20 protein-coding genes are annotated in these 23,471 nt (G+C 53.1%); 7 read left to right on the top strand and 13 right to left on the bottom strand.

Going from position 1 to position 23,471, the window contains the following annotated elements:
- Positions 1 to 35: 35 nt before the first annotated feature.
- The 3 genes from J1778_RS22030 to dinG form a co-directional block, all read right to left on the bottom strand.
- Positions 36 to 377: a zinc ribbon domain-containing protein YjdM gene (locus tag J1778_RS22030; RefSeq protein ID WP_112287762.1), complete on the bottom strand. Its 342-nt coding sequence runs from the start codon at positions 375 to 377 to the stop codon at positions 36 to 38.
- 218 nt (positions 378 to 595) lie between these two features.
- Complete coding sequence (gene ybiB / locus J1778_RS22025; protein WP_217174978.1) at positions 596 to 1,558, bottom strand: DNA-binding protein YbiB; 963 nt, start codon at positions 1,556 to 1,558, stop codon at positions 596 to 598.
- Positions 1,559 to 1,602: 44 nt separating this feature from the next.
- Positions 1,603 to 3,777 (bottom strand): ATP-dependent DNA helicase DinG, encoded by a 2,175-nt coding sequence (dinG, locus tag J1778_RS22020; RefSeq protein ID WP_217174977.1) that lies wholly within the window; start codon positions 3,775 to 3,777, stop codon positions 1,603 to 1,605.
- A 321-nt stretch (positions 3,778 to 4,098) separates the two neighbouring features.
- Between dinG and J1778_RS22015 the strand changes: the two genes are divergently transcribed.
- Complete coding sequence (locus tag J1778_RS22015) at positions 4,099 to 5,208, top strand: porin (protein WP_217174976.1); 1,110 nt, start codon at positions 4,099 to 4,101, stop codon at positions 5,206 to 5,208.
- 214 nt (positions 5,209 to 5,422) lie between these two features.
- Positions 5,423 to 6,229 (top strand): 5'-nucleotidase, lipoprotein e(P4) family, encoded by an 807-nt coding sequence (locus tag J1778_RS22010; protein ID WP_113877480.1) that lies wholly within the window; start codon positions 5,423 to 5,425, stop codon positions 6,227 to 6,229.
- A gap of 562 nt (positions 6,230 to 6,791) precedes the next feature.
- On the opposite strand, the gene J1778_RS22005 is transcribed toward J1778_RS22010, so the two are convergent.
- The 4 genes from J1778_RS22005 to yieE form a co-directional block, all read right to left on the bottom strand.
- Positions 6,792 to 7,625: an ABC transporter ATP-binding protein gene (locus J1778_RS22005; RefSeq protein WP_217174975.1), complete on the bottom strand. Its 834-nt coding sequence runs from the start codon at positions 7,623 to 7,625 to the stop codon at positions 6,792 to 6,794.
- The gene (locus J1778_RS22000; protein ID WP_217174974.1) at positions 7,625 to 8,707 is read right to left on the bottom strand and encodes a FecCD family ABC transporter permease; all 1,083 of its coding nucleotides are present in this window, start codon (positions 8,705 to 8,707) and stop codon (positions 7,625 to 7,627) included. The genes J1778_RS22005 and J1778_RS22000 overlap by 1 nt, the downstream gene beginning before the upstream one ends.
- Before the next feature lie 243 nt (positions 8,708 to 8,950).
- Complete coding sequence (locus tag J1778_RS21995) at positions 8,951 to 10,426, bottom strand: amino acid permease (RefSeq protein WP_217174973.1); 1,476 nt, start codon at positions 10,424 to 10,426, stop codon at positions 8,951 to 8,953.
- 131 nt (positions 10,427 to 10,557) lie between these two features.
- Positions 10,558 to 11,430, bottom strand: a complete 873-nt coding sequence (gene yieE, locus J1778_RS21990; RefSeq protein ID WP_217174972.1) for a DNA-binding transcriptional regulator YeiE — start codon at positions 11,428 to 11,430, stop codon at positions 10,558 to 10,560.
- A gap of 187 nt (positions 11,431 to 11,617) precedes the next feature.
- On the opposite strand from yieE, the gene J1778_RS21985 reads away from it, so the two are divergent.
- Together J1778_RS21985 and nfo are read left to right on the top strand one after the other, a co-directional pair.
- Positions 11,618 to 12,730: a YeiH family protein gene (locus tag J1778_RS21985; RefSeq protein WP_238484853.1), complete on the top strand. Its 1,113-nt coding sequence runs from the start codon at positions 11,618 to 11,620 to the stop codon at positions 12,728 to 12,730.
- A 90-nt stretch (positions 12,731 to 12,820) separates the two neighbouring features.
- Positions 12,821 to 13,687, top strand: a complete 867-nt coding sequence (gene nfo / locus J1778_RS21980) for a deoxyribonuclease IV (RefSeq protein ID WP_217174971.1) — start codon at positions 12,821 to 12,823, stop codon at positions 13,685 to 13,687.
- Positions 13,688 to 13,792: 105 nt separating this feature from the next.
- On the opposite strand, the gene fruA is transcribed toward nfo, so the two are convergent.
- Genes fruA through fruB form a run of 3 tightly spaced genes read right to left on the bottom strand, consistent with a single transcriptional unit; the run spans position 13,793 to position 17,571 of the window.
- Positions 13,793 to 15,493, bottom strand: a complete 1,701-nt coding sequence (gene fruA / locus J1778_RS21975) for a PTS fructose transporter subunit IIBC (RefSeq protein ID WP_217174970.1) — start codon at positions 15,491 to 15,493, stop codon at positions 13,793 to 13,795.
- A gap of 15 nt (positions 15,494 to 15,508) precedes the next feature.
- On the bottom strand, positions 15,509 to 16,444 hold the full coding sequence (gene fruK / locus J1778_RS21970; RefSeq protein WP_056778537.1) for a 1-phosphofructokinase: 936 nt from the start codon (positions 16,442 to 16,444) through the stop codon (positions 15,509 to 15,511).
- On the bottom strand, positions 16,441 to 17,571 hold the full coding sequence (gene fruB / locus J1778_RS21965) for a fused PTS fructose transporter subunit IIA/HPr protein (protein WP_217174969.1): 1,131 nt from the start codon (positions 17,569 to 17,571) through the stop codon (positions 16,441 to 16,443). Before fruB ends, fruK begins: the two co-directional genes overlap by 4 nt.
- 462 nt (positions 17,572 to 18,033) lie before the next feature.
- On the opposite strand from fruB, the gene J1778_RS21960 reads away from it, so the two are divergent.
- Positions 18,034 to 19,248, top strand: coding sequence for a sugar efflux transporter (locus tag J1778_RS21960; RefSeq protein WP_217174968.1), 1,215 nt, complete (start codon positions 18,034 to 18,036; stop codon positions 19,246 to 19,248).
- On the opposite strand, the gene J1778_RS21955 is transcribed toward J1778_RS21960, so the two are convergent.
- Entirely contained in the window at positions 19,245 to 19,499 is a 255-nt protein-coding gene (locus J1778_RS21955; RefSeq protein WP_112287851.1) for a YkgJ family cysteine cluster protein, read from the bottom strand. The two genes, J1778_RS21960 and J1778_RS21955, sit on opposite strands and share 4 nt — an antisense overlap.
- 245 nt (positions 19,500 to 19,744) lie before the next feature.
- Here J1778_RS21955 and yeiP point away from each other — a divergent pair, with 245 nt between their 5' ends.
- Both yeiP and J1778_RS21945 read left to right on the top strand, forming a co-directional pair.
- On the top strand, positions 19,745 to 20,317 hold the full coding sequence (yeiP, locus tag J1778_RS21950; protein ID WP_217174967.1) for an elongation factor P-like protein YeiP: 573 nt from the start codon (positions 19,745 to 19,747) through the stop codon (positions 20,315 to 20,317).
- Between the two features lie 267 nt (positions 20,318 to 20,584).
- Complete coding sequence (locus tag J1778_RS21945) at positions 20,585 to 22,054, top strand: mannitol dehydrogenase family protein (protein WP_217174966.1); 1,470 nt, start codon at positions 20,585 to 20,587, stop codon at positions 22,052 to 22,054.
- A gap of 76 nt (positions 22,055 to 22,130) precedes the next feature.
- Here the strand turns inward: J1778_RS21945 and J1778_RS21940 are convergent, their stop codons facing one another.
- Both J1778_RS21940 and J1778_RS21935 read right to left on the bottom strand, forming a co-directional pair.
- The gene (locus J1778_RS21940; RefSeq protein ID WP_217174965.1) at positions 22,131 to 22,862 is read right to left on the bottom strand and encodes an FCD domain-containing protein; all 732 of its coding nucleotides are present in this window, start codon (positions 22,860 to 22,862) and stop codon (positions 22,131 to 22,133) included.
- Between the two features lie 249 nt (positions 22,863 to 23,111).
- On the bottom strand, positions 23,112 to 23,423 hold the full coding sequence (locus J1778_RS21935) for a hypothetical protein (RefSeq protein WP_217174964.1): 312 nt from the start codon (positions 23,421 to 23,423) through the stop codon (positions 23,112 to 23,114).
- Positions 23,424 to 23,471 lie beyond the last annotated feature (48 nt).

Here is a 23,471-nt window from a genome sequence, read left to right as displayed (position 1 = left end):
ACCGCTTTTGAATGTCAGGCAGGATTGTGCGGAAATCAGTTTTTCTTCACGAACTCGGATTTGAGTTTCATCTGACCAAAACCGTCAATTTTGCAGTCGATATTGTGATCGCCTTCGACCAGACGGATACCCTTCACTTTGGTCCCGATTTTCAGCATCGAAGAACTGCCTTTTACTTTCAGGTCTTTGATTACGGTGACAGAATCGCCATCCGCCAGCAGATTACCGTTGGCATCGACCACTTTCAGCACGTCATCTTCCGCGCTGTTTTCACCGCTCATTGACCAGACATGTCCACATTCAGGACAGTTAAGCATTTCACCGTCCTGCCAGGTGAATTCGGACTGACACGTCGGGCAAGCTGGCAACGTTTCCATATTTAAATCTCCATAAAAATTTATAAAAAAACGAATAAAATCAGTAAATAGATTTCGTAGTTCCTTTATTTTAGCCTTTAACCACACTTTTGAACAGGGTAAGGGAGATTTTGGGGAGATGAGACAGCTATATGGAGTGAATTTCTCGATGATAAATATGGCTTTTTAAGCTCCCTCCCCTGCGAAGGGGAGGAGCTAACTGAGCTCATTCCCAGCTTTTAAAAAATCTGATCCACAATCATTTTCGCTTCGGCCATATCGGCACAAACCTCTGCTGCCACCAGACAACACGCCATTTGCGTGAGGATCGCCTGCGGAACAGCGCGTTCCCCCTTCAGGCATTCCTGAATGTAGTTCACGGTAGTGTCGACGTCTTTGGTAGCAGGTACATCCGCGGCAAAAATCTCTTCTTTTTCTGCCAGCACACTCAGTTCACCACCGGCGATAAAGTGCGTCTGCGGGAAGCGTGACGGGTTCGCATACACTTCGCCTTCCGTTCCTTGCGTCAGCAATGCGCGACCGTCAATCTGGCGGAAAAATGAGGAGACGCGCTGAATATACTCGGGGTGAGACACGCTGGATAAACGCAACGCATCCTGCCCGATAAAGGGCGTGATGAGCTTCGCCAGCGTATGGCTGCTGTTACGCACGCCCATCTGCCAGCGCAGCGCCAGTTGTTTTTCGATGGGTGCGCACATGACAGAAACCGGCACAAAGACCGGGCCGTTTCCGGCATCAAGTTGCTGCTGAGCCTGTTGCTGGTTTTGGGCAGCATCGATACCTGATGCTCGGAAAATCTCCGCGCTGGTGATGCGGGTGGGATCTTCATCCACGCCATGCACGACCACAGGCAAACCCAGACGGCTGAGCAGCATCGCCAGCAACGGCGTCAGATTCACCTGTTTGCGTGCGCCGTTATAGGTCGGGATGACCACCGGCAGCGGACGATTTTCCGGCGCCTGCAGGCGCATAACGCGCTCTTCCATTGCGGCATAAAAACCGAGCATCTCTTCTTCTGCTTCGCCTTTGATACGAAACGCAATCAGCAACGCACCCAGCTGTAAATCCGGCACTTCACCGGCCAGAATTTCGCGGTACAACGCAAGCGACTGCTCACGGTCCAAATCACGGGCATGATTTTTTCCACGCCCCACTTCTTTAATGAGTTTGGTGTAATCCATCGTAGCGTTACCTTCTCTGTGTAATGACTTTTCTTCAGGAAAAATTATCGCCGGCGGGCGCGACGGCGAACCGGATCTTTCTTCGCCGTTTTCAGGATATCAGGGCGTTTCACCGAACCGGGCACAGGCATTTCGCGTTGTTCAATCGGAAACACCGGTAATGCGGCGAGCAGGCGCGAACCGTAGCTTTTAGTCAGCAGACGCTTGTCATAAATCACGATTTCGCCGGTACATTCATGACTGCGGATAAGACGCCCGACCTGTTGGATGAGGTTGAAAGACGCACTGGGTAAACTCTGCACTTCAAACGGATAGCGTTTCAGCGTTTTCAGCCACTCGCCTTCGGTCAGGATCACCGGACTGTCGATCGGCGGGAACGCAATTTTATGGATATGCACCTGCGTCAGCAGTTCACCTTTCAGATCCAGCCCTTCAGCGAAGGATTGCAGACCGATCAGCACGCTGGTCGTGCCCGCGGCGACGCGCTTGCGGTGCTCCTCGACCAGCCGGTAACGGGGCTGATCCCCCTGCACCAGCAGCATCAGGCGTAAATCCGGCAGCAAAGAAACGAATTGCTGCAACGCACGGTTACTGGCGAATAACACCAGCTGGCCGGTGTGCTGCCCTTTTGCCAGTTCTGCGCGGAAGAAATCGGCCATTTCCTGCAGATGCGCGGCTTCATTCGCCATCAGCGGCTCCAGCGTCATTTGCGGGATCACCAGTTTACCCTGCGTGACATGGCTGAAAGGCGAATCCAGACTGACGAAAAGGTCGCCGGCTTTTTCCGTCAGGCCGGTCATTTCCTGCAAGCGGGAGAAACTGTTCAGCGAACGCAACGTCGCAGAGGTAATCACCACATGCGGTACTTTGCGCCATAGCATTTTTTCCAGCTGCTCGCTGACGCGGATCCCCGCGCAATGGAACACCAGATGCGTCTGGTTATCGAAATAAGTCCGCGTCACCCATTTGCCAATCGGCGCGTTAGAAGCTTTATCCAGCGCCGCCAGCCGCCACAGTTTGCTCATGGTTTCGAGATAACCCTGCATCCGGCTCATATGCAAAATTGCGCGATGCAGACGCATAATGTCGTGTTTGCCGGTCTTCTCGCTGAGGTCATTCACCATGTATTCCGCCAGACTGCGCAGACCATCGGTGAGTTTAAACAGGCGGCTGCATTGCTCTGTCAGTTCCGGTGGCAACATCCCCAGCTCGAAACGGTATTCCGCTTCCGGCTCATCAGGGGGTAAATACTGGCCCACGGTTTGTTCAATCGACAGCAGCAATTCGCGCATTTCCGCACAGTGATTATGCAGACGCTCGGCGTTGGTCAGCGGCGGCGGATTTTTCGGCGTAAACAGCGCCAGACATTGCTCAATCTGACGCACAAAATTATCGAGTTGCAGGTTGTTCCACATGGCGGTGATTTCCGCGTCGACTTCCAGCGCGTCGCGGGCCACTTCCGGCAGATGATGTCCTTCGTCGAGCACCAGCAGCAGGTCTTTCGCCGGAGGCAGCACCGATTCTGATTCCAGCGCGGCCATCACCAGCGCGTGGTTGGTGACCACCACATCGGCACTTTCAATCTCTTTGCGCGCCACAAAGTACGGGCATTCGCGAAAATAATGGCAGTTGCGGCTCAGGCAATTGGCTTTATCGGTACTGATTTTTATCCACAGCGGATCGTCGATGGTTTTCTGGTAGTGATCGCGTAAACCATCCCACTCGTAGCGTGAAAGCGCGGTTTCCAGTGTTTTACATAGCTTCTGTTCTTCACCGCTGGAAGGTGCCAGTTCGTCACCGAGAAATAATCCCAGATCACCCTGTGCGTTTTCATTGCTCATCGCCGCCAGATTTCGCGGACACACGTAACGACCACGTCCGAATGCGCCGGTAAATTTCAGGTCAGGGATAATTTTTTTCAGCAGCGGTAAATCTTTGCTGAAAATCTGATCCTGCAACGCCACGTTTGCCGTGCTGACAATCAGCGGTTTTTCTTCCTCACGGCTGACAGCAATGCCGGGAATGAGATAGGACAAGGTTTTCCCGACGCCGGTCGGCGCCTCGATGGCCAGATGCCGTGCAGAATCCCCCGAGAACGCTTTCGCCACCTCTGCAATCATCTGACGTTGCGGAGCACGGGAAATGAAATCCGGGATTTGTTGTTGCAGGGCTTTGTACCACTGGCTTATCTGATTTTTTACTGCGGGGGAAAGCGCCATGCATCTCTTTTTTGTTGGAAGTGAGACAGGAATGTCCCGGCTATTGTCCCACAGACCGGCTTCTGGCGCAGCCCGAAATCGCGGTTAAGGGCATTTCATGTGGTGTAAATTTGTGCAGAAAAAAAGGAGGACGTGTAAAAAAAGAAAAAGTTCATTTCTGGCTGTCATAAATTGATCACAAATATACGGTAAAAAACTCTCGCTGAGAAAAATCCGAGTCCATACGGAATGCACAGCAAAAATGATGATTAGCGTCTTTCCACAAGACTTCATATAAAGCTTTTATGAAAAGCTTTTAATAAAGAATGCAGGGTAAAATTCATGAAACGTAATATTCTGGCACTTTTAATTCCTGGTTTATTGATTGCATCAGGCGCACACGCAGCGGAAGTTTATAATAAAGACGGCAATAAACTGGACCTGTACGGTAAAGTGAAAGGTCTGCATTATTTCTCTGATTCTGCCAGCAATGATGGCGACCAGAGTTATGTGCGTTTCGGTTTTAAAGGCCAGACCCAAATTAATGACCTGATCACCGGCTACGGCCAGTGGGAATACAACGTCATGGCTAACCATGCTGAGTCTGACAGCAAAACGCCAAGCACCACCGGTACCAAAACCCGTCTGGGCTTTGCTGGTCTGAAATTTGGTCAATACGGTTCCATCGACTACGGCCGTAACTACGGCGCGCTGTACGACGTGGAAGCATGGACCGATATGTTCCCTGAATTCGGCGGCGACGGTTACACCAAAGCTGACCGCTTCATGACAGGCCGTACCAACGGCGTGGCCACTTACCGTAACCGCGGCTTCTTCGGCCTGGTTGATGGTCTGAACGTAGCTGTTCAGTACCAGGGCAAAAATGAAAACGACGGTCGCGGCAGCAGCACCGCCAACGGCGACGGTTATTCACTTTCTACCACTTACGCACTGGGTGATACCGGCGTGAGCTTCGGCGGCGCGTATGCGTCTTCTGACCGCACCACGGCGCAGAGTAATTCCCTTTACGGCAAAGGTGATAAAGCGGACGCATGGACTGGCGGCATGAAATATGACGACAATGGCGTTTATTTAGCGGCCATGTACGCTGAAACCCGTAATATGCTGGCCATTACCGTGCCTGGCGGAATTGCAGGCGCACCGGCGGGTAGCGGTTTTGCTAATAAAACCCAAACCTTCGAAGCCGTTGCACAATATCAGTTCGAAAATGGCCTGCGCCCTTCACTGGGTTATGTCCAGACTAAAGCAAAAGATATTGAAAACATCGGCGATGCAGACCTGGTTAAATATGTTGACGTAGCAGCAACCTATTATTTCAACAAAAACATGTCTGCGTATGTTGATTATAAAATCAACCAGCTGTCTGACGATAATAAACTGGCTCTGAACAACGACGACATTACCGCCGTTGGTCTGGTCTATCAGTTCTGATAATTAGTTCTAAAAACAGGCGCTTTACCACCTCATTATTATTCTCTGTCTTGAAATCCTTCGGCCGGACTCACCCTCCGGCCTTTTTTATTGCATCATTTTTCGGCACACCTCGCGTAAATTGCCATTTAATCTTTCACACTCCGCTGAATCTGCTACAGTTTTAACGATTTTCATGAATGCGAATCTTTCTTAACAAGAACAGGGATCACCAATGAATAAAATTTCGCTTTGCACCACCAGTGCCTTAATCATGCTGGCCCTCAGCGGCTGCGCGCAGCAAAAAACGGACGCCCAACAGAAACTGAACGATCAGTCGGTGATGGCGCTGAACTGGTTCCAGCAATCCGGTGAGTATCAGGCGCTGGCTTATCAGGCCTTTAACACGGCGAAAATGGCGTTTGATAACGCCCAGCCGCTGGCCGGACAGAAGAAAGCCGTCGTCGTCGATCTCGACGAAACCATGCTCGATAACAGCGCGTACAGTGCGTGGCAGGTGAAAGCGAATAAGCCATTCGACAGCAAAACCTGGTCCCAGTGGACGGCAGCGCGTCAGGCTACCGCCGTACCCGGTGCGGTCGAATTTGCTAACTACGTCAACACCCATGGCGGCACGATGTTCTATGTGTCTAACCGTAAAACCAGCGAATACGCTGCGACGCTCGACAACATGAACCGCCTGGGCTTTACCGGCGCGAATGAAAAAACCATGCTGTTGAGTTCAGACACGTCGAACAAACAGGCTCGTTTCGACTCGATTAAAGCCGCGGGTTATCACGTGGTGATTTACATCGGCGACAACCTGAATGACTTTGGCTCTGCAACTTATCATCAGGGTAACGAACAGCGCCGCGCCTTCGTGAATCAGAACCATCAGCACTTCGGCACACAATATATCGTGCTGCCAAATCCGCTGTACGGCGACTGGGAAAGTGGTCTGGCGAAGGATTACAACAAGCTGACACCTGAGCAGAAATTGAATGCACGGGATCAGAATTTGAAGGCGTGGAGCGGGAAATAGGCTTTTAGAAAGCTGACAAATTTCTCACTTGCAGTGAGGGCAACACCTTGGGCTCGCCGCCCAAACTGGCCCAGAGGACGCGTAAGCGCGCGCCCTCTGGACTCCCGCGCTTTTTAACTGCGCGCTGTCGCGGGTATGACGGACATGTTCTGTTGCATTGGTGAGTGGCGCAAAATGTCATCGCTGCGCGATTCCCGAATTTCAGGTTTCGAGCCTCTCGTCTCGAACCGTTCATTCGGTGCCATTTTTGATCACGCCAATAAACTTATCTAAAAGATAAATCCATTTCGTTTTTGAATTTAAGATCGTGCGGGCGATTCAGAAATCTTGCTGAACGGAGCGGCCTGGAGACCAGAGGCTCCAGGACCGAGTGAAGGAACCGCAAAGCGGCAAGATTTCAAGCCTGTCGCCGTGCTACCTGAAACATAGCCAGCGAGCGGTAGCGCGCAGTAAAAGAGCCGGAGATTCTTAAGAGGCGCGGCGACAGGCGCCTCTTAAGGCCAGTTTGGGTGGCAACCCAAGGTGTTGGTGTTGACCTTGAACTGGGCCCAGTTTGGGTGGCTTACCCAATGCCCCCCACCAATCCATCAATCAATATCTGCGGTGTCCCCTGCGAGCAACGCTCAATCCTGCCCCGTACGCCGTAAACGCGCGCCAGACTGTCGGCGGTGATCACGTCTTCCGGTTCGCCATCGGCAATCAGATTACCGTCTTTAAGCATCAGCACGCGGTCGCCATGGCGCAGCGCAATATTGATGTCATGCACAACTACCACGGTGACGATATTGCGTTTCTGCGTCTCTTTGCGTACCAGATCCATGACGTGGAACTGATAGTTAAGATCAAGCGCGCTGAGCGGTTCGTCGAGCAGCAGTAAGGAAGGCTGGCGGATCAGGGATTGTGCCAGACCGACCAGCTGTTTCTGACCGCCGGAAAGCTGATCAAGATAACTCAGCGCCAGATGCTCGATACCCAGCTGACGCAACAACGTCATCACTTTATCGGTGCCTTCCGACACTTTGCCCTTCCCGCCGGATGCACGCTGCGCCACGATGATCGATTCCAGCACATGCAAATGCACCCCCGCTGGCAGCGTTTGCGGCAGGTAAACGACCTGCTCCGCACGGCGCGCAAAAGGCATCGGCATTAAATCGTGCCCGTCGAGCAACAACTGCCCTTCCGCGCGGTTAAGCCCGGCGAGCGAACGCAGCAACGTCGATTTCCCGCTGCCATTTGGCCCGAGCAACACGGTGATTTTCCCACGCGGCAGCTTCGGTACATTGAGGTGGCGGATCACATGGCGCTTCGGATAGCCTGCATTGAAATCGCGGATTTGCAGCCCCTGCGTTGCGGCATGCAGTAAATCTTCAGGATGCGTTTCTAACATTGCGGACATCAGACGTTCCCCCGGTGACGAAGAATAATACTCAGGAAGAACGGCACGCCGACCAGCGATGTGACGATCCCCACCGGAATGATGACGCCCGGCACCAGATTTTTAGAGGCCACAGACGCCATTGAAAGCACCAGCGCACCAATCAGCGCACTGGCGGGCAGGTAGAAACGGTGGTCTTCACCAAACATCAGACGCGCAATGTGCGGCGCCACCAGACCGATAAAGCCAATCGGGCCGACAAATGCCACCGCCAGCGCAGAAAGAATACTGATGCGCAGCAAGGTACCAAGACGCAAACGGCGCACGTCGATACCAAAACTTACCGCGCGATCTTCGCCCAGACGCAGCGCCGTCAGCTTCCACGCACTCATCATCGACCACGGCAACAAGATCAGGAACGCCAGCAGCATCACGCCCAGCTTCACCCAGGATGCGCGCGCCAGACTGCCCATCGTCCAGAAAACCAGCCCCTGTAAGGTGTCTTCGGTGGCAATAAACTGCATCAGGGAAACCAGTGCGTTGAAGGTAAACACCAGCGCAATACCAAACAGCACCACGCCGGAACTGGCGACACGCGTCCAGCGCGTGATTCCATCCAGCATCAGCGCGGCCAGTAAGGCAAAAATAAAGGCGTTAGCAGAGATAAACCACTGGTCGGGAATGCCAGGAATACCGATACCCAGCACAATCGCCAGCGCAGCACCGAACGCCGCCGCAGAAGAAACCCCTAGTGTGAACGGACTGGCGAGCGGGTTGTTAAGGATGGTCTGCATTTCCGCACCGGCAAGACCGAGCGACATGCCGACGGCTACCGCCATCAGCGCATACGGCAGACGGATATCCCAGACAATTACGCGCGTACCAGGATCGGCTGCTGCCGCATTAAACAGGGTTTTCCACAGCGTACCGAGCGACAACCCCGAAGGCCCCATAATGAAATCAATCACCAGCGAGACGACGATCGCCAGCACCAGGACCAGCATGATTAACAGACGGCGGCGTACGATATTCTGGTATCGCCCCATCACGCCGTCCGGGGCGTTGCCTTTCACCGCCAGGGCGGGTTCGGTTGTTGCACTCATTTTCGCTTCAATCTCATTAAGTTAAAAACTTACGGCGGGAGCAGATGTTCTGCTATTCCCAAAGAAAGGGAATAAATGATAATAATTATCAATGTGTTTTGCAAAACCTATCAGACGCTGACCTTAAACAGAGCAGTAACAAAGCATGACGTTGTCAGTTCCCGGTGACTGAATTGCAGACATAAAAAAGCGGAGCCTGAGCTCCGCTTTTCAACGATATGATTATTTCAAAATCCCTGCCGGTTACTTATCGACGTGATCCGGGAATTCCATTTCGCTGTATTTCACCACTTTGGTGCCTTTGGTCAGCTTGTAGCCGAACCAGATGATCAGGAACAGTGGCAGGCCGATGTAGGTGGCTGCCACGCCGCCCCAGTCAATGGTGTCTTTCAGGAACGCCTGATAGTTCTGTCCCAGCGTAATAATCAGACACAGCACAAAGGCAAACACCGGACCGAACGGGAAGAAGCCCGAAAGATATGGCAGTTTCCTGAGATCACGCCCCTGTGAAACATAACCACGGCGGAAGCGGTAATGACTGATAGCAATGCCGAGCCAGGCAATAAAGCCAGTCATACCGGAGGTGTTCAGCAGCCACAGGTAGACAGTCTGATTACCAAACATTGAGCTCAGGAAGCACAGCGCAGCCACAATCGTGGTGGCATACAGCGCGTTACGCGGCACACCGCCTTTTGACAATTTGGCGAAAATACGCGGCGCTTTGCCTTCGCTTGCCAGCGTAAACAGCATACGGGTAGAGGCGTACATCCCTGAGTTACCGGCAGACAGCACGGCAGTCAGGATAACCGCATTCATCACCGCCGCCGCAGACAGCAGACCGGCATTGCGGAACACCAGCGTGAACGGGCTGACTGAGATATCGCCGACTTCGTTACGCAGCAAATTCGGATCGGTGTAAGGAATGATCAGGCTGATGACCAGAATCGCCAGAATATAGAACAGCAGAATACGCCAGAAAACCTGACGAACCGCACGCGGGATATTTTTGCCCGGATTTTCGGATTCACCTGCCGCGACGCCAATCAGTTCGGTGCCCTGGAAGGAGAAGCCGACGATCATTGCCACACCTATCATCGACGCAAAGCCACCTGCAAATGGCGCATCGCCGATAGCCCAGTTATGCCAGCCAGCCGTTTCGCCGCCGCGCATAATGCCAGTGATCATCAGTACGCCGACGGCGATAAAGATGATGACAGTGACGACTTTGATCAGCGAGAACCAGTATTCCGCTTCGCCGAAACCGCGAACAGAAATGTAGTTCAGCAGGAAGATCAGACCGAGGAACAAGGCGCTCCAGATCCAGCCCGGAGTGTCCGGGAACCAGTAGTTCATCACCAGCTGTGAGGCAACCAGGTCAACCGCGATGGTGACTGCCCAGTTGTACCAGTAGTTCCAGCCCAATGCGAAACCGAAGCCTTCTTCTACATAGCGGGAACCGTAAGTGGAAAATGAGCCGGAAACCGGCATAAACGCCGCCAGTTCACCGAGGCTGGTCATCAGGAAGTAGACCATGATGCCAATTAATGCGTACGAGAGCAGCGCGCCGCCCGGGCCTGCCTGTGAAACTGTCGCACCGGATGCAACGAATAAACCCGTACCAATTGAACCGCCGATGGCGATCATCGTTAAGTGACGTGCCTTCAGCTCGCGACGCAGTGTGGGAGCCACCTGCGCATTTTTTGTAGGTTGTTGAGCCATTTTTTCCCTATATCCGCTCGTCATGTGGAAATTTAAGCGCGGATTGTAGCAAAACCTGTGGCTCTGAATAGCAGGAACGACCTGTTATAAGACACCTTCATAACAGGCCGTGGATCATTAGCGAAAGACCGTTATTGAACTTCGCGGCAGTAGGTTAAAAAGCGCGATAACGCGCCGGAGATATGTTTCTGGCGATGATGTATCAGGTAAAGTTTGCGCACCAGTGGTGCAACCGGCAGGTGAATTTCTACCAGCGAGCCGCTCGCCAGCTGCTCTGCAATCACGCGCCGGGAGAGACAGCTGATGCCAATTCCGTGGCGAACGGCGTGTTTGATGGCTTCAGAATTACCCAGTTCCATCACCAGATTGAAATCAGGCAATTGTGGCAACAGCAGGTGGTCGAGCACTTCGCGGGTACCGGAACCGCGCTCACGTAAGATCCACGGTTCGCGCGCCAGCGATTCCAGCGAAACGACCTGCCCCGCCAGCGGATTTTCGGGGGCAACGAACACTACCAGCTCATCATCGAGCCAGGGTTGAGTGACAAGCTCCGGCATCTGACAAGGGCCTTCGATCAGACCCAGATCGACACGAAAGTCGGCCACCGCATTGATGACGTCATTGGTGTTGCCGACGTTAAGCTCGAGCGGCGTATTGGGAAAATCCAGCCGGTAATCAGCAATCATCCCCGGCAGCATATAGTTGCCAATGGTGCTGCTGGCACCGATGCGCAGCGAGCCGTTATCCTGATTAAACAGACGTTCGATTTCTCCCGCTTGTTCCAGTAACGCCAGGGCTTTCGGGTACAGCAAACGCCCGTGCTCATTAATCACCAGCCGCTTCCCGACACGGTCAAATAACTGCACGCCGAGCTGTCCTTCAATATCGGCCAGCGCCGCACTCACCGCCGATTGTGATAATGAAAGCACAACCGACGCCTGCGTGGTCGAACCGCTTTTCAGCACCTCGGCGAAAACTTCAAGTTGTCGCAATGTAATGTGCATAAATGTTCCGCTATTTTCACGCGCCTTCCGGCACGTCGTACTTTAAGTATAGACCCTGACGTTACCGGCCTCTTTTGATGGGAATTGTATACCAGTTTTTCAGATAGGTTATAAAGTTATAATCAATTTCATTTTTATATAAGCGCGGCGTAGCCTTATGTCATCACTCCTGAACGAGGAACGGACGATGACCCAATTTTCACTCAATAAAAGCGATGCGCTTAAACATGATGTTGACCAGCCCGCGTTGCAAAAACGTGGCGGATATAGCCGCCTGCTTCCGGGCCTGGCCCTGACCGGCGCCATCACCGGGCTGGCGATCTGGCTGGGCAATTTTCCCTCCCTGAGCCATCTCGGCCTCAGCGCACTGACGCTGGCGATCGTCATCGGGATGGTCGTCGGCAACACGGTTTATCCGGCCGCCAGACTCTGGTGCGACAGCGGTGTCACACTGGCAAAACAGCGCCTGCTGCGTCTGGGGATTATTCTCTATGGCCTGCGTCTGACGTTCGCGCAAATCACCGATGTCGGCGCAACCGGGATCCTCATCGATGCCCTGGTGTTGTGCTCCACTTTCGCCCTTGCCTGCTGGCTGGGACAACGGGTATTTAAATTAGACCGTGATACGTCGATGCTGATCGGCGCGGGCAGCAGTATTTGTGGTGCCGCCGCCGTGATGGCAACCGAACCGGTGCTGGATGCCAAAGCAGAAAAAGTGACCGTCGCCGTCGCTACTGTCGTTATCTTCGGGACGGCAGCCATTTTCCTTTATCCGTGGTTGTGGCACCTGAATGAGCAATATCACTGGCTGAGTTTTACCGCGTCACAGTTTGGGATTTACACCGGTTCGACGGTGCATGAAGTCGCGCAGGTGGTGGCCGCCGGTCAGGGTGTCAGCCCGGACGCTGAAAATGCGGCAGTGATCGCCAAGATGATCCGCGTGATGATGCTGGCGCCGTTCCTGTTGCTGCTCTCTGGCTGGAAATCACGTAAAGAGGTTCAGCAATGCGGTCAGAACGGCGGTATGCGTAACATCACCATCCCGTGGTTCGCCCTGTTGTTTATTCTGGTCGCGGCCTTCAATTCGCTGGATATCCTGCCGCACAGCTGGATCCCGCCGCTGATTACGCTGGATACCGTGTTACTGGCGATGGCGATGGCGGCGCTGGGCCTGACAACGCACATGAGCGCCCTGCGTCAGGCGGGTCTGAAACCGATGCTGCTGGCGGCAATACTGTTTATCTGGCTGATTGTCGGCGGTGCGGGTATCAACCAACTTGTGCATCATCTTTTTGGCTGATGTTGCGGCTTTTGACACTCCGATGCTGCGCCTCCTGTCCGGAGGCGCTATCATTCGTCCATAAACGCGATGAATAACTGAGGAGCAAAAATGAAGTTTGTGGGAGCACACGTCAGTGCAGCCGGTGGTGTCGATCAGGCGGTATTGCGGGCACATGAGCTGGAAGCCACGGCTTTTGCGCTTTTCACCAAGAATCAGCGTCAGTGGAAAGCAGCACCTTTGCCGGAAGATGTGATTGAAAAATTCAAACTAGCCTGCGAAAAATACGGCTACAAGAGCAACCAGATTTTACCGCACGACAGCTATCTGATTAATCTCGGACATCCGGTGACGGAAGCGCTGGAAAAATCCCGCGAAGCTTTCCTTGATGAATTACAGCGCTGCGAGCAGTTAGGTCTGTCGCTGCTGAATTTCCATCCTGGCAGCCATCTGATGCAAATCGAGGAAGACAAATGCCTCGAGCGAATTTCTGAATCCCTTAACATTGCGCTGGATAAAACCAAAGGCGTCACTGCCGTTATCGAAAACACCGCTGGTCAGGGCAGTAACCTCGGTTTCCGCTTTGAACATCTGGCGAAAATTATCGACGGCGTGGAAGACAAAAGCCGCGTGGGCGTGTGCATCGATACCTGTCACGCGTTTGCAGCCGGTTACGACCTGCGTACGGCAGAAGAATGTGAGAAAACCTTTAAGCACTTTGAAGATGTCGTGGGCTTTAAATACCTGCGCGGTATGCACCTCAACGATGCGAAAAGCGAATTCAACAGCCGCGTTGACCGCCATCACAGCCTCGGTGAAGGGAATATCGGCAATACCGTGTTCAGCTGGATGATGAAAGATGCCCGTTTCGATGGCATCCCGATGATCCTCGAAACGGTCAACCCTGATATCTGGAAAGATGAAATCGCCTGGCTGAAAGCGCAGCAGAAGTCGGAGAATGACGAAGCCGCCGCGTAGTTTTTACAGTAAATTCCGGTCGGCTCCCTCCCCTGCGAAGGGTGGCGCAATAAAAAAGGCGCGACATTCACATGTCGCGCCTTTCTGTTATTTACAGCCTGCTGATTATGCAGCGGCTTTCGCAGCTAACGCGGCATCTGAACGTTTCAAAATCGCATAAGCACCACCGGCCAGGACGGTACCCGCGATAATCGCTACCAGATAACCCAGGATTGGAGTGATTGCACCCGGGATTAACAGCACGAACAGACCGCCGTGTGGCGCCATCAGTTGTGCATGGAAGGCCATCGACAGAGCACCGGTCAGTGCGCCACCCGCGATACAGCATGGCAGAACACGCATCGGGTCACGGGCCGCAAACGGAATGGCACCTTCAGTAATGAAGCACAGACCCAGTACCATGGCAGCTTTGCCACCTTCGCGCTCGCCCTGCTCGAACTTCTTACTCGCCAGAATCGTTGCCAGACCCATTGCCAGCGGCGGTACCATACCGGCAGCCATGATGGCAGCCATCGGGCCATACACTGAAGAACTCAGTAATGCCACGCCGAAGGCGTAAGAGGCTTTGTTGACCGGGCCGCCCATATCGGTACACATCATCGCACCGAGGATCGCGCCGAGCAGAACCGCGTTCGCCGTACCCAAAGATTGCAACCAGTTAGTCAGGCCAACCATGATTTTAGCGACCGGCGTACCGACGATATAAATCATCACCAGGCCGGTGATCAGGCTCGCGACCAGGGGAATGATCAGGATAGGTTTCAGGGCTTCCATACTTTGCGGTAATTTCAGCTTGCCGCTGATGGCTTTCGCCACATAACCTGCCAGGAAACCAGCGATGATACCCCCCAGGAACCCTGCACCCGTACTCACTGCCAGCATACCGCCGATAAGACCCGGCGTCAGACCCGGACGGTCAGCGATGGAGAAGGCAATGAAGCCCGCCAGTACAGGCACCATCAGAGCAAAGGCTGAACCACCACCGATTTGCATCAATGCCGCCGCCAGCGTGCCCTTCACTTCAAAGGCTTTGATACCGAACACGAACGAAAGCGCGATACACAAACCGCCCGCCACCACCATTGGCAGCATATAAGATACGCCGGTCAGCAGGTGACGGTATGGCCCAGTGCCGCCCGCTTCTTTTTTCTTCGCACCTGTTGCTGCACCCTGAGATTTCGGCTCATAGACTTCAGCTTCAACCAGTGCTTTATCCAGTTCCTGCTTGGTTTTTTTCAGCGCCAGACCCGTAGAAGTGCGATACATAGGCTTACCGGCAAATTTCGCCAGATCCACTTCGATATCTGCCGCGACTATGACCAGATCCGCTGCTGCCACTTCTTCAGGTGTGATGGCATTGCCAGCACCCACGGAACCGCGGGTTTCAACTTTTACCCACCAGCCACGTTTTTTCGCTTCACTTTCAATGGCTTCAGCAGCCATGAAGGTGTGCGCAACACCGGTCGGACACGCCGTTATCGCCACAATACGTTTTGGACCGCCAGCAGCCGGAGCAGTGACAGCCGTTGCCACCGGGGCAACATAAGGTTTGGCTTCGGTCAGCGCACGTTGCAGGAAGGCCTGCGGATCACGCACGGCATCGGCCACATCACCGGTATAAATATTTTTGCCCGCCAAGGCGGCGTCGTTTGGCACCGTTTCACCGGCAACAATAACGACTTCAGCGTCAGCAGCCTGTTCAACGACCTGATGCCCTGCTTTCACAGCAGCGGCAGCAAGCAAATTTTTCGCCAGATGGCTGCGAGCCTGTCCGAGCGAACTGTCTATCATCAGCAGCGTTTTCATTCTGCCTCCTGCGGATTAAAAGGGTTTCAGGTCAACACGGGCCATCATCGCCGCGAGCTGCGGACGATCGGTGACACCGACATTACTCTGGCTGACAGCCAGCGCGGCAACAGCCGTTGCCAGTCGTAGCGTATGTTCACTGGATTCGCGCATCAGCAAGCCGTAGATCAGGCCACCGACCATGGAATCACCAGCACCCACGGTGCTGACAACTTCACAGGCTGGCGGTTTGGCAATCCACGCACCAGATGCGTTAACCCACAATGCGCCTTCAGCGCCCAGTGAAATCACCACGTGGGCGATACCCTGATCACGCAAGGCATGTGCTGCTTCTACCACATCGCTCAGTTCCGGCAATTTACGGCCGGCCCAGATTTCCAGTTCGCGACGGTTTGGTTTCACCAGCCACGGGGCGGCTTTCAGACCAGCAACCAGCGCTTCACGGCTGCTGTCAAAAATGATGCACGGACACTGCGCACGCAGACGTTTCATCCAGTCGGTGAACGCGTCAGGATCAACGCCCGCGGGCAGGCTGCCACTGACGGCAACCATGTCGAACTGACCCAGCCACGACAGGGAATCCGTCACGAAGCGTTCCCAGTCGGCAGGGGTCACGTTAAAACCGGAGAAGTTGAAGTCGCTGACTTCGCCGTCTTTTTCGGTCAGTTTGACGTTGATGCGGGTGCGGCCATTCACCACCTGGAAGCGGTTCGCAATGCCCAGGTCGCTGAACAGCAACTGGAAGCCGTCCTGATTTTCTTTACCGAGGAAACCACCCACGGTGACGTCGATACCGAGATCTTTCAGCACTTTCGCAACGTTAATGCCTTTACCGGCGGCGTGCAGACCGGTGGTTTGCACCAGATTGACTTCACCGCGTTCGATTTCCGGCACATAGCCGACTAAATCGTACGCAGGGTTTAATGTAATTGTGGCGACTCTGCGGCTCATGCGCCCTCCCCAAGACCTTCAGAAATAGCTTCACCGATGGTTTTCAGTGCCAGTTCCGCATCTTCACCTTTGGCGGTAAAGCGCAGGTGATGACCTTTTTTCACGCCCAGCGCCACGACTTTCATCAGGCTGCGGCCGTTGGCAGGTTTACCGCTGCCATCAAGATTCGTCACGGTGATTTCGCTGCTGAACTGTTTGATAACGTTCACTAAAGCTGTACCCGGACGGGCATGCAAACCGTGCTCGTTACGGACAACATATTCTGCAGTCAGCACGTTGGCTTGTTCTTCGACTTCGCTGGTCAGCAATGCCAGCACACCCACAGGATCAGCCGTCAGCAAGCGTTCAGCTTTATTCGCTATCAGCAAATCACTGAGGTAATTCAGCACATTGAGCGGCTGGTCATCTGCGACTGAAATCGTCAGCAGCATGGAGACTTTTTCCCCATCGAGGTCAAAGGCCTGCTGCGCACGGCTTACCGTTGCTGCACTTTTCAGGTTGCCTTCGGTGCTGTCACTCAGCCAGATGCCCTGCCCGAGGTTCAGCGGTTTACGGCTGATAACGTCGCTGACAAAAGCGGTATCCACTGCGCCAATCTCTTTCAGACGACCCGCGTTCAGCGCCTGTAAGGTGATCAGGTTTTCGGCAGCCACATCAACGGCGATCAGCTGAGTATCAAACAGGAATTCAGCGGCATTTTTTTCGCCCATCAGCAAACTGCGTAATTCTTCTGCTGAATCTGTTTTTGCCAGACGCTCTGCGACGCTGTCGTCACTTAAGACGTGCGTGAGCTGACGCAGCAAACCGAGATGTTCGTCAGAACGCGCTGCGATACCGATAACCACATACGCGGTCTGGCCTTCGCCCCACGCAATCCCCTGCGGGAACTGGAAAACTTGCACGCCGGTATCGAGCACCAGATCACGGGTATCGGTAGTGCCGTGAGGAATCGCGATGCCGTTACCCAAATAAGTGGAGGTTTGTAGTTCACGCGCTAGCATGCCGTCTACATAGCCTTCGCTGACGCGACCGGCCTGTGTCAGTGCTGCTGCAACCTGGCGAATTGCTTCCTGCTTATCGCTGGCAGCCGCACCGAGATGAATATCTTGCTGTGACAGTTGGAACATAATTCTCCTCTCCTGCTGAAATTGAATCGTTTCAGCTTTACTGAGAAAAAAGGAGCGCCGTCAGATTTCAGGAGAAAAGCTGACAACGCTGAAACGTTTCAGGAAGTCTCAATCGGGGCTGTTTTTAAATCAAGCTTTCCCTGATTTTGCGTGACAATTTTTTGATGCTACGCACAGTTTCCTTTCTAAACACGTTCCGAAACGAATGATTTAACTCAAATGCTGAAGTCAGGCTGACGCGAAAAGCTGACGTAAGCTGAACCTGGTTTGTGATGACTGTTTGGGTGGATCTCAGAAACCTCGTCTGGTTGTTTTTGACACAAAGTGCGGTTTTATTATTCAGTATGGCAAATTCACTCCGGTTTACATTTTTGATGATCAAAACCTGTTTTTGTTTTTTTTAAACTGACGTAACATTCGCGCAAATTTCGTCCCCTTCCCTACTTCTGGTCCACATAGCTAATGCGAATTTCTACAACGTCAGCCCGCCGTTTACCCGACATGACGTCGACTGCTTTTCTGATCATCGCTTTTCTGACCGGCATCGCCGGCGCTTTGCAGACGCCAACGCTGAGTCTGTTCCTGACATCTCAGGTTCACGTCAGTCCGTTCATGGTCGGGATTTTCTTCACCGGCAGTGCGGTGATCGGTATTTTCGTCAGCCAGTTGCTGGCGACGTGGTCCGATAAACGTGGTGACCGCAAAACGCTGATCCTGTATTGCTGCATTCTGGGCGCGCTGGCGTGTGTGCTGTTCGCCTTTAACCGCAATTACTTCATCCTGCTGTTTATCGGCGTGCTGCTGTCGAGTTTCGGTTCCACCGCCAACCCGCAGATGTTCGCTCTGGCGCGTGAGCATTCTGAAAAGACCGGCCGTGAAGCCGTCATGTTCAGTTCTATTCTGCGTGCACAGGTTTCGCTGGCCTGGGTCGTCGGCCCGCCGCTGGCCTTCGCCCTGTCGATGGGCTTTGGTTTTACCTTCATGTATTGCGCCGCCACGCTGGCGTTCCTGCTTTGCGGGGTGATGGTGTATATATTCCTGCCCTCCATGCCTAAAGCGCACATCAAAACCACGGCTACGCTGGAGGCGCCCCGCCGCAACCGTCGCGATACGCTGATGCTTTTCATCGCCTGTTCACTGATGTGGGCAGCCAACAGTATTTATCTCATCAATATGCCGCTGTATGTGGTGCGTGAATTAGGTCTGCCGGAAAAACTGGCGGGCGTACTGATGGGCAGTGCGGCATGTCTGGAAATTCCGACCATGCTGATTGCCGGATATCTGGCTAAACAGCTGGGGAAACGCTTTCTGATGCGGTTTGCGGTAGTCGCAGGGGTGATTTTTTATGGCTGCATTCTGTTTACCACCGGCGCAGCCATGCTGATTGCTTTACAGCTGCTGAACGCGATTTTCATCGGCATTCTGGCCGGGATCGGCATGCTGTATTTTCAGGATCTGATGCCGGGACAAGCCGGTGCGGCAACCACGCTGTTCACCAACTCCACGCGTGCGGGCTGGATCCTGGCTGGCTCTCTGGCGGGGGTGATTGCGCAGTTCTGGACCTACCATGCCGTGTTTTATGCCGCGCTGGCGATGGTGGTGGGTTCAGTGTTGTGTATCTGGAATGTGAAAAACGTCGATAAACCGGCGGAAGAAACAGCGGAAGCCGTCGTTTAAGGCGCAGTATCCGCTTCAAGTTTAATCAGATAAGTCAGCGCCTGGTCGCGATGGGTAAAACACATTTCGCGGCTGGCCTGCAGGCTGGCGCAAACTTTCGGACGCAGCGGCGAGGTGAAAATCTTGCACATGAAATTATCGGCTAGTTGCACGCAACGGGTATTCGCCGGTTTTCCGTCAGGCATTCCGGGTATCGGGCTGGAAATCGAAGGCGCTATGCAACAGGCTCCGCAATCGGTACGACAGTCCATTAACAGCCTCCTCAGGCCTCATTTTGAGGCGCGACAATAGCAGGCGGCGTTATGCGCCACCAGCGAAATATTTACTATCCTTTAACAGGCTATACCGAACATTTTTCACGCAGGCAGAACACATGCAAAAAATGCGTCATAAAGCGGCGTTTTCACGACTCTTTTTACGCTATCTGCTTGCCTGAAATCAGCGGCGCGGGTAACGTGTCGCAAATTATTTATCTCTCTGCTGACAGGTTATTTATATGGCACGTGCTAACGAAATTAAACGCGGCTTCGTTGTGAACTACGACGGCAAATTGCTGCTGGTTAAAGATATTGATGTTCAGAGCCCAAGCGCCCGTGGTGCCAGCACCTTGTACAAAATGCGTTTCGCTGATGTACGTACTGGCGGCAAAGTAGAAGAACGCTTCAAAGGCGACGATATCCTCGATACTGTCAGCCTGACGCGTCGTAAAGTGAACTTCTCTTACGTCGATGGCGACGAATACGTCTTTATGGATGATGAAGACTTTACGCCATACACCTTCAATAAGGCGCAGATCGAAGAAGAACTGCTGTTCATTCCTGAAGAGGGTTTACAGGGCATGCAGGTTCTGACGCTCGACAGCCAGTTGCTGGCGCTGGAAATGCCACAGACGGTGGATCTGGAAATCATTGAAACGGCACCGGGAATTAAAGGTGCGTCTGCCAGCTCCCGTACCAAACCTGCGGTCATGGCGACCGGTCTGAGCATTCAGGTGCCTGAATATCTGAGCTCCGGCGATAAAATTCGTATTCATATCGCAGAACGCCGTTATATGGGCCGCGCGGATTAATCAGCGCCCCTTTGTGCTGAAAGGAACGCTCCGGCGTTCCTTTTTTATTGTCCTGATTTTGTCTTTAATGCGCAGACTCTCGATCTGCATCACAAAATCAGTGGTCATCCGGACTTACCAATTCCCCTTTCTATCATATGACTTTACACTCTAAGCCCTGATTTCGGCTTAAATCGTCGCTTTATCCAGCATAAAATTGAACTGACGGGTAAACAGCCCCAATTTGGCCTGACCAATTATTTATTTCTGACTTGCCTGGAGTATTGCATGAAAACTATTGCTACAGCGTCTCTGCCCGCAGCAGTGTCATTGCCTGCTTATGATCGCGATGCACTGAAAAGCCGTATCGTTCATCTCGGCTTTGGTGCTTTCCACCGTGCCCACCAGGCGCTGCTCACTAACCGCGTCTTAAACCTTCAGGGCGGAGACTGGGGCATTTGCGAAATCAGCCTCTTCGGTAATGAAGCGTTGATACAAAGCCTGCGTCAGCAAGATCATCTGTTTACCGTGCTGGAGAAAGGGGCGGAAGGCAATCAGGCGATTATCATTGGCTCTGCTCATGAATCCGTCCACGGCGGTATCGACGGGCTTGATGCCGTGCTGGAAAAACTGACCGAGCCTCAGGTGGCGGTTGTTTCCCTGACCATCACTGAAAAAGGTTACTGCATCGAGCCGGGTACGGGTGAGCTGGATCTGCAAAACCCGAAAATTCAGCAGGATCTGGCCGGTGGTCAGGCGCCATCTACCGCGCCTGGCGTGTTAGTTGAAGCGCTGCGTCTGCGTCATGAACGCGGTCTGCCGGGTTTCACCGTTCTATGCTGTGATAACATTCCTGAAAATGGTCTGGTGGTTAAAAACGCTGTGCTGGGTATGGCGAAAGCTCGCTCCGCGGAACTGGCGAAATGGATCACTGAAAACGTCTCTTTCCCAAGCACCATGGTTGACCGCATTGTGCCTGCCGCAACGGAAAACACGCTGGCAGAAATTACCGAAGCGCTGGGTGGCGTGACGGATCCTTGTGGTATCGCCTGTGAACCGTTCATCCAGTGGGTGGTGGAAGACCACTTCGTCGCAGGCCGTCCGGACTGGGAAAAAGCCGGTGCGCAGATGGTGTCAGACGTTCTGCCGTTTGAGCAGATGAAACTGCGTATGCTGAACGGCAGTCACTCTTTCCTCGCCTATCTGGGTTATCTGGCCGGTTATCAGCACATCAACGATTGTATGGAAGACGATAACTATAAAGCCGCTGCGCATCACCTGATGCTGCATGAACAGGCGCCGACGCTGAGCGTTGAAGGTGTGGATCTTACCGCCTATGCCGACAGTCTTATTGCGCGTTACAGCAATCCGGCACTGAAACATCGCACCTGGCAAATCGCGATGGACGGTACGATGAAGCTTCCGCAACGTATGCTCGATTCAATCCGCTGGCATGTGAAAAACGGCGGTTCTTATGAATTGCTGGCGCTGGGCGTGGCGGGCTGGATGCGTTATGTCGGTGGTACCGATGATGCCGGTCAGCCGATTGAGATTAAAGACCCGATGGCGGAAACGCTGGCAGAAATCATCGCGTCTACTGCGGATGGCGAAGAACGCGTGAAAGCGCTGCTGGCGCTGAACGGCGTCTTCGGTGATCAATTGCCGCAGGAAGAGAAAGTGGTGCAGGCTATTCAGGCCGCATATGCCGATTTGCAAAGGATCGGCGCGAAGAAAACCGTTGCTAAATACGTTGGTTAAGTCGATTTAGTTGGCCGACTTTACGCTAAATGATAAACGGCTGCTCAGGCAGCCGTTTTTATTGGTGCGCTGTCTCTCAGTCATTCAGCTCTGAAGGCACGGACGAAAATAAGAAGCCATCAAAAGACGGATCGTCAGCGTCAGAAACCTGCAACAGCATATCTTTTACGTTCTCCAGATGCTGCCACATCGCCTGTTTCGCGGCCTTAGGATCACGGCGTAAAACTGCCTGCAGAATGGTCTGATGATCCTGTAACCAGATCTGATGGTAACTTTTATCGACCACATGCTGATGGATCCCTTCCCACATTGAACTGCGCTGGCGGATTTGCCAGAGGTCGTCGACCAGTTTTACCAGCACACTGTTTTGCGATGCCTGTGCCAGCAGAGCATGAAAGCGCTGATCTTCCGCTTCATCCGTCACGCCGCGGGCAATGCAATCCCGCTGGGCGTCAATCGCATCGCGCATCTGCAAAATATCCGTTTTTGTCGCCTGCATAGCGGCAAAGGCAGCCACCTCGCTTTCCAGTAACTGACGCGCCTGAAGCAATTCGAACGGACCGTAGCCGCTGTCAGCCAGTTCCGGCGGCGTGCTTTCAGGTTGATTCAGCACATACACACCTGAGCCTTTACGCACTTCAACGATTTTCTCGAGCTCAAGCATGATCAGCGCTTCACGCACCACGCTGCGGCTGACGGAATAAGATTCTGCAATATCACGTTCAGGAGGAAGACGATCGCCGGGCGAATATTTTCCGGCATGGATATCACGGCGCAAATAGCCGCCAATTTCCTGATAAAGTCGCATATTCTCGCCCCTGTCTGTGACATGCACTCAATTGGTCTGACAACTGATGACATGCTCTGATGCCTGAAATAAGAGAGAAAATTATAACATGTCGGCACAAAGGGAAAGGACGGGAGAAGAAAACTGACGGGCCGATCAAAACAGGGCCAGCCAGTTTGAGAAGTTGTCCGGCCACATCAGGATACAGGACGTTATCGCGTTCTATGACCGCAGGGAAAAGGATTAACAATGTTAACTATTTTCGGATACTTAGTTATAACTCACAGTGACCACGGCAAGATGAGGATCATTGTTAATATGCTTTGTGGTGACCTGTCCGAGGGACAAGGGTAACGCATAAGAAGAAGGTGTTTGCACATTCAGCGTGTGAGCTTGTGTCACCTGTTTTCCACCGCGATCACAGTCGCTGATCACCTTATTACTTGCGGCCCTGAAGTTACATCCCCCTTCAACAATTGATCCGGTGAAATGTATGATGCCGCCTGTTGCAGACGCATTGGCAAACTGAATCGTCCCTGAGGCCATGATTCCCAAAAACAGTAAACAGGTCATTCTGTTCATGGTGACACCTCATTGTAATTATAGAAATTTAAAATTTACGCAACCACC

The sequence above is a fragment of the Rahnella bonaserana genome, from assembly GCF_019049675.1.
GTDB lineage: Bacteria > Pseudomonadota > Gammaproteobacteria > Enterobacterales > Enterobacteriaceae > Rahnella > Rahnella bonaserana.
The sequence above is the reverse complement of the archived record's forward strand: the minus strand, read 5'-3'. Positions and strand labels throughout refer to the sequence as shown.

What these genes read in the sequence shown, in the direction of transcription:
- dinG (WP_217174977.1), bottom strand. Translation starts at nt 3,777, where the DNA reads ATGGCGCTTTCCCCCGCAGTAAAAAATCAGATAAGCCAGTGGTACAAA.
- J1778_RS21995 (WP_217174973.1), bottom strand. Translation starts at nt 10,426, where the DNA reads ATGGCTCAACAACCTACAAAAAATGCGCAGGTGGCTCCCACACTGCGT.
- yeiP (WP_217174967.1), top strand. Translation starts at nt 19,745, where the DNA reads ATGGCACGTGCTAACGAAATTAAACGCGGCTTCGTTGTGAACTACGAC.
- J1778_RS21985 (WP_238484853.1), top strand. Translation starts at nt 11,618, where the DNA reads ATGACCCAATTTTCACTCAATAAAAGCGATGCGCTTAAACATGATGTT.
- fruA (WP_217174970.1), bottom strand. Translation starts at nt 15,493, where the DNA reads ATGAAAACGCTGCTGATGATAGACAGTTCGCTCGGACAGGCTCGCAGC.
- fruB (WP_217174969.1), bottom strand. Translation starts at nt 17,571, where the DNA reads ATGTTCCAACTGTCACAGCAAGATATTCATCTCGGTGCGGCTGCCAGC.
- J1778_RS22000 (WP_217174974.1), bottom strand. Translation starts at nt 8,707, where the DNA reads ATGAGTGCAACAACCGAACCCGCCCTGGCGGTGAAAGGCAACGCCCCG.
- yieE (WP_217174972.1), bottom strand. Translation starts at nt 11,430, where the DNA reads ATGCACATTACATTGCGACAACTTGAAGTTTTCGCCGAGGTGCTGAAA.
- J1778_RS22010 (WP_113877480.1), top strand. Translation starts at nt 5,423, where the DNA reads ATGAATAAAATTTCGCTTTGCACCACCAGTGCCTTAATCATGCTGGCC.
- J1778_RS21935 (WP_217174964.1), bottom strand. Translation starts at nt 23,423, where the DNA reads ATGAACAGAATGACCTGTTTACTGTTTTTGGGAATCATGGCCTCAGGG.
- fruK (WP_056778537.1), bottom strand. Translation starts at nt 16,444, where the DNA reads ATGAGCCGCAGAGTCGCCACAATTACATTAAACCCTGCGTACGATTTA.
- J1778_RS22015 (WP_217174976.1), top strand. Translation starts at nt 4,099, where the DNA reads ATGAAACGTAATATTCTGGCACTTTTAATTCCTGGTTTATTGATTGCA.
- J1778_RS21940 (WP_217174965.1), bottom strand. Translation starts at nt 22,862, where the DNA reads ATGCGACTTTATCAGGAAATTGGCGGCTATTTGCGCCGTGATATCCAT.
- J1778_RS22030 (WP_112287762.1), bottom strand. Translation starts at nt 377, where the DNA reads ATGGAAACGTTGCCAGCTTGCCCGACGTGTCAGTCCGAATTCACCTGG.
- J1778_RS21945 (WP_217174966.1), top strand. Translation starts at nt 20,585, where the DNA reads ATGAAAACTATTGCTACAGCGTCTCTGCCCGCAGCAGTGTCATTGCCT.
- nfo (WP_217174971.1), top strand. Translation starts at nt 12,821, where the DNA reads ATGAAGTTTGTGGGAGCACACGTCAGTGCAGCCGGTGGTGTCGATCAG.
- J1778_RS21960 (WP_217174968.1), top strand. Translation starts at nt 18,034, where the DNA reads ATGCGAATTTCTACAACGTCAGCCCGCCGTTTACCCGACATGACGTCG.
- J1778_RS21955 (WP_112287851.1), bottom strand. Translation starts at nt 19,499, where the DNA reads ATGGACTGTCGTACCGATTGCGGAGCCTGTTGCATAGCGCCTTCGATT.
- J1778_RS22005 (WP_217174975.1), bottom strand. Translation starts at nt 7,625, where the DNA reads ATGTCCGCAATGTTAGAAACGCATCCTGAAGATTTACTGCATGCCGCA.
- ybiB (WP_217174978.1), bottom strand. Translation starts at nt 1,558, where the DNA reads ATGGATTACACCAAACTCATTAAAGAAGTGGGGCGTGGAAAAAATCAT.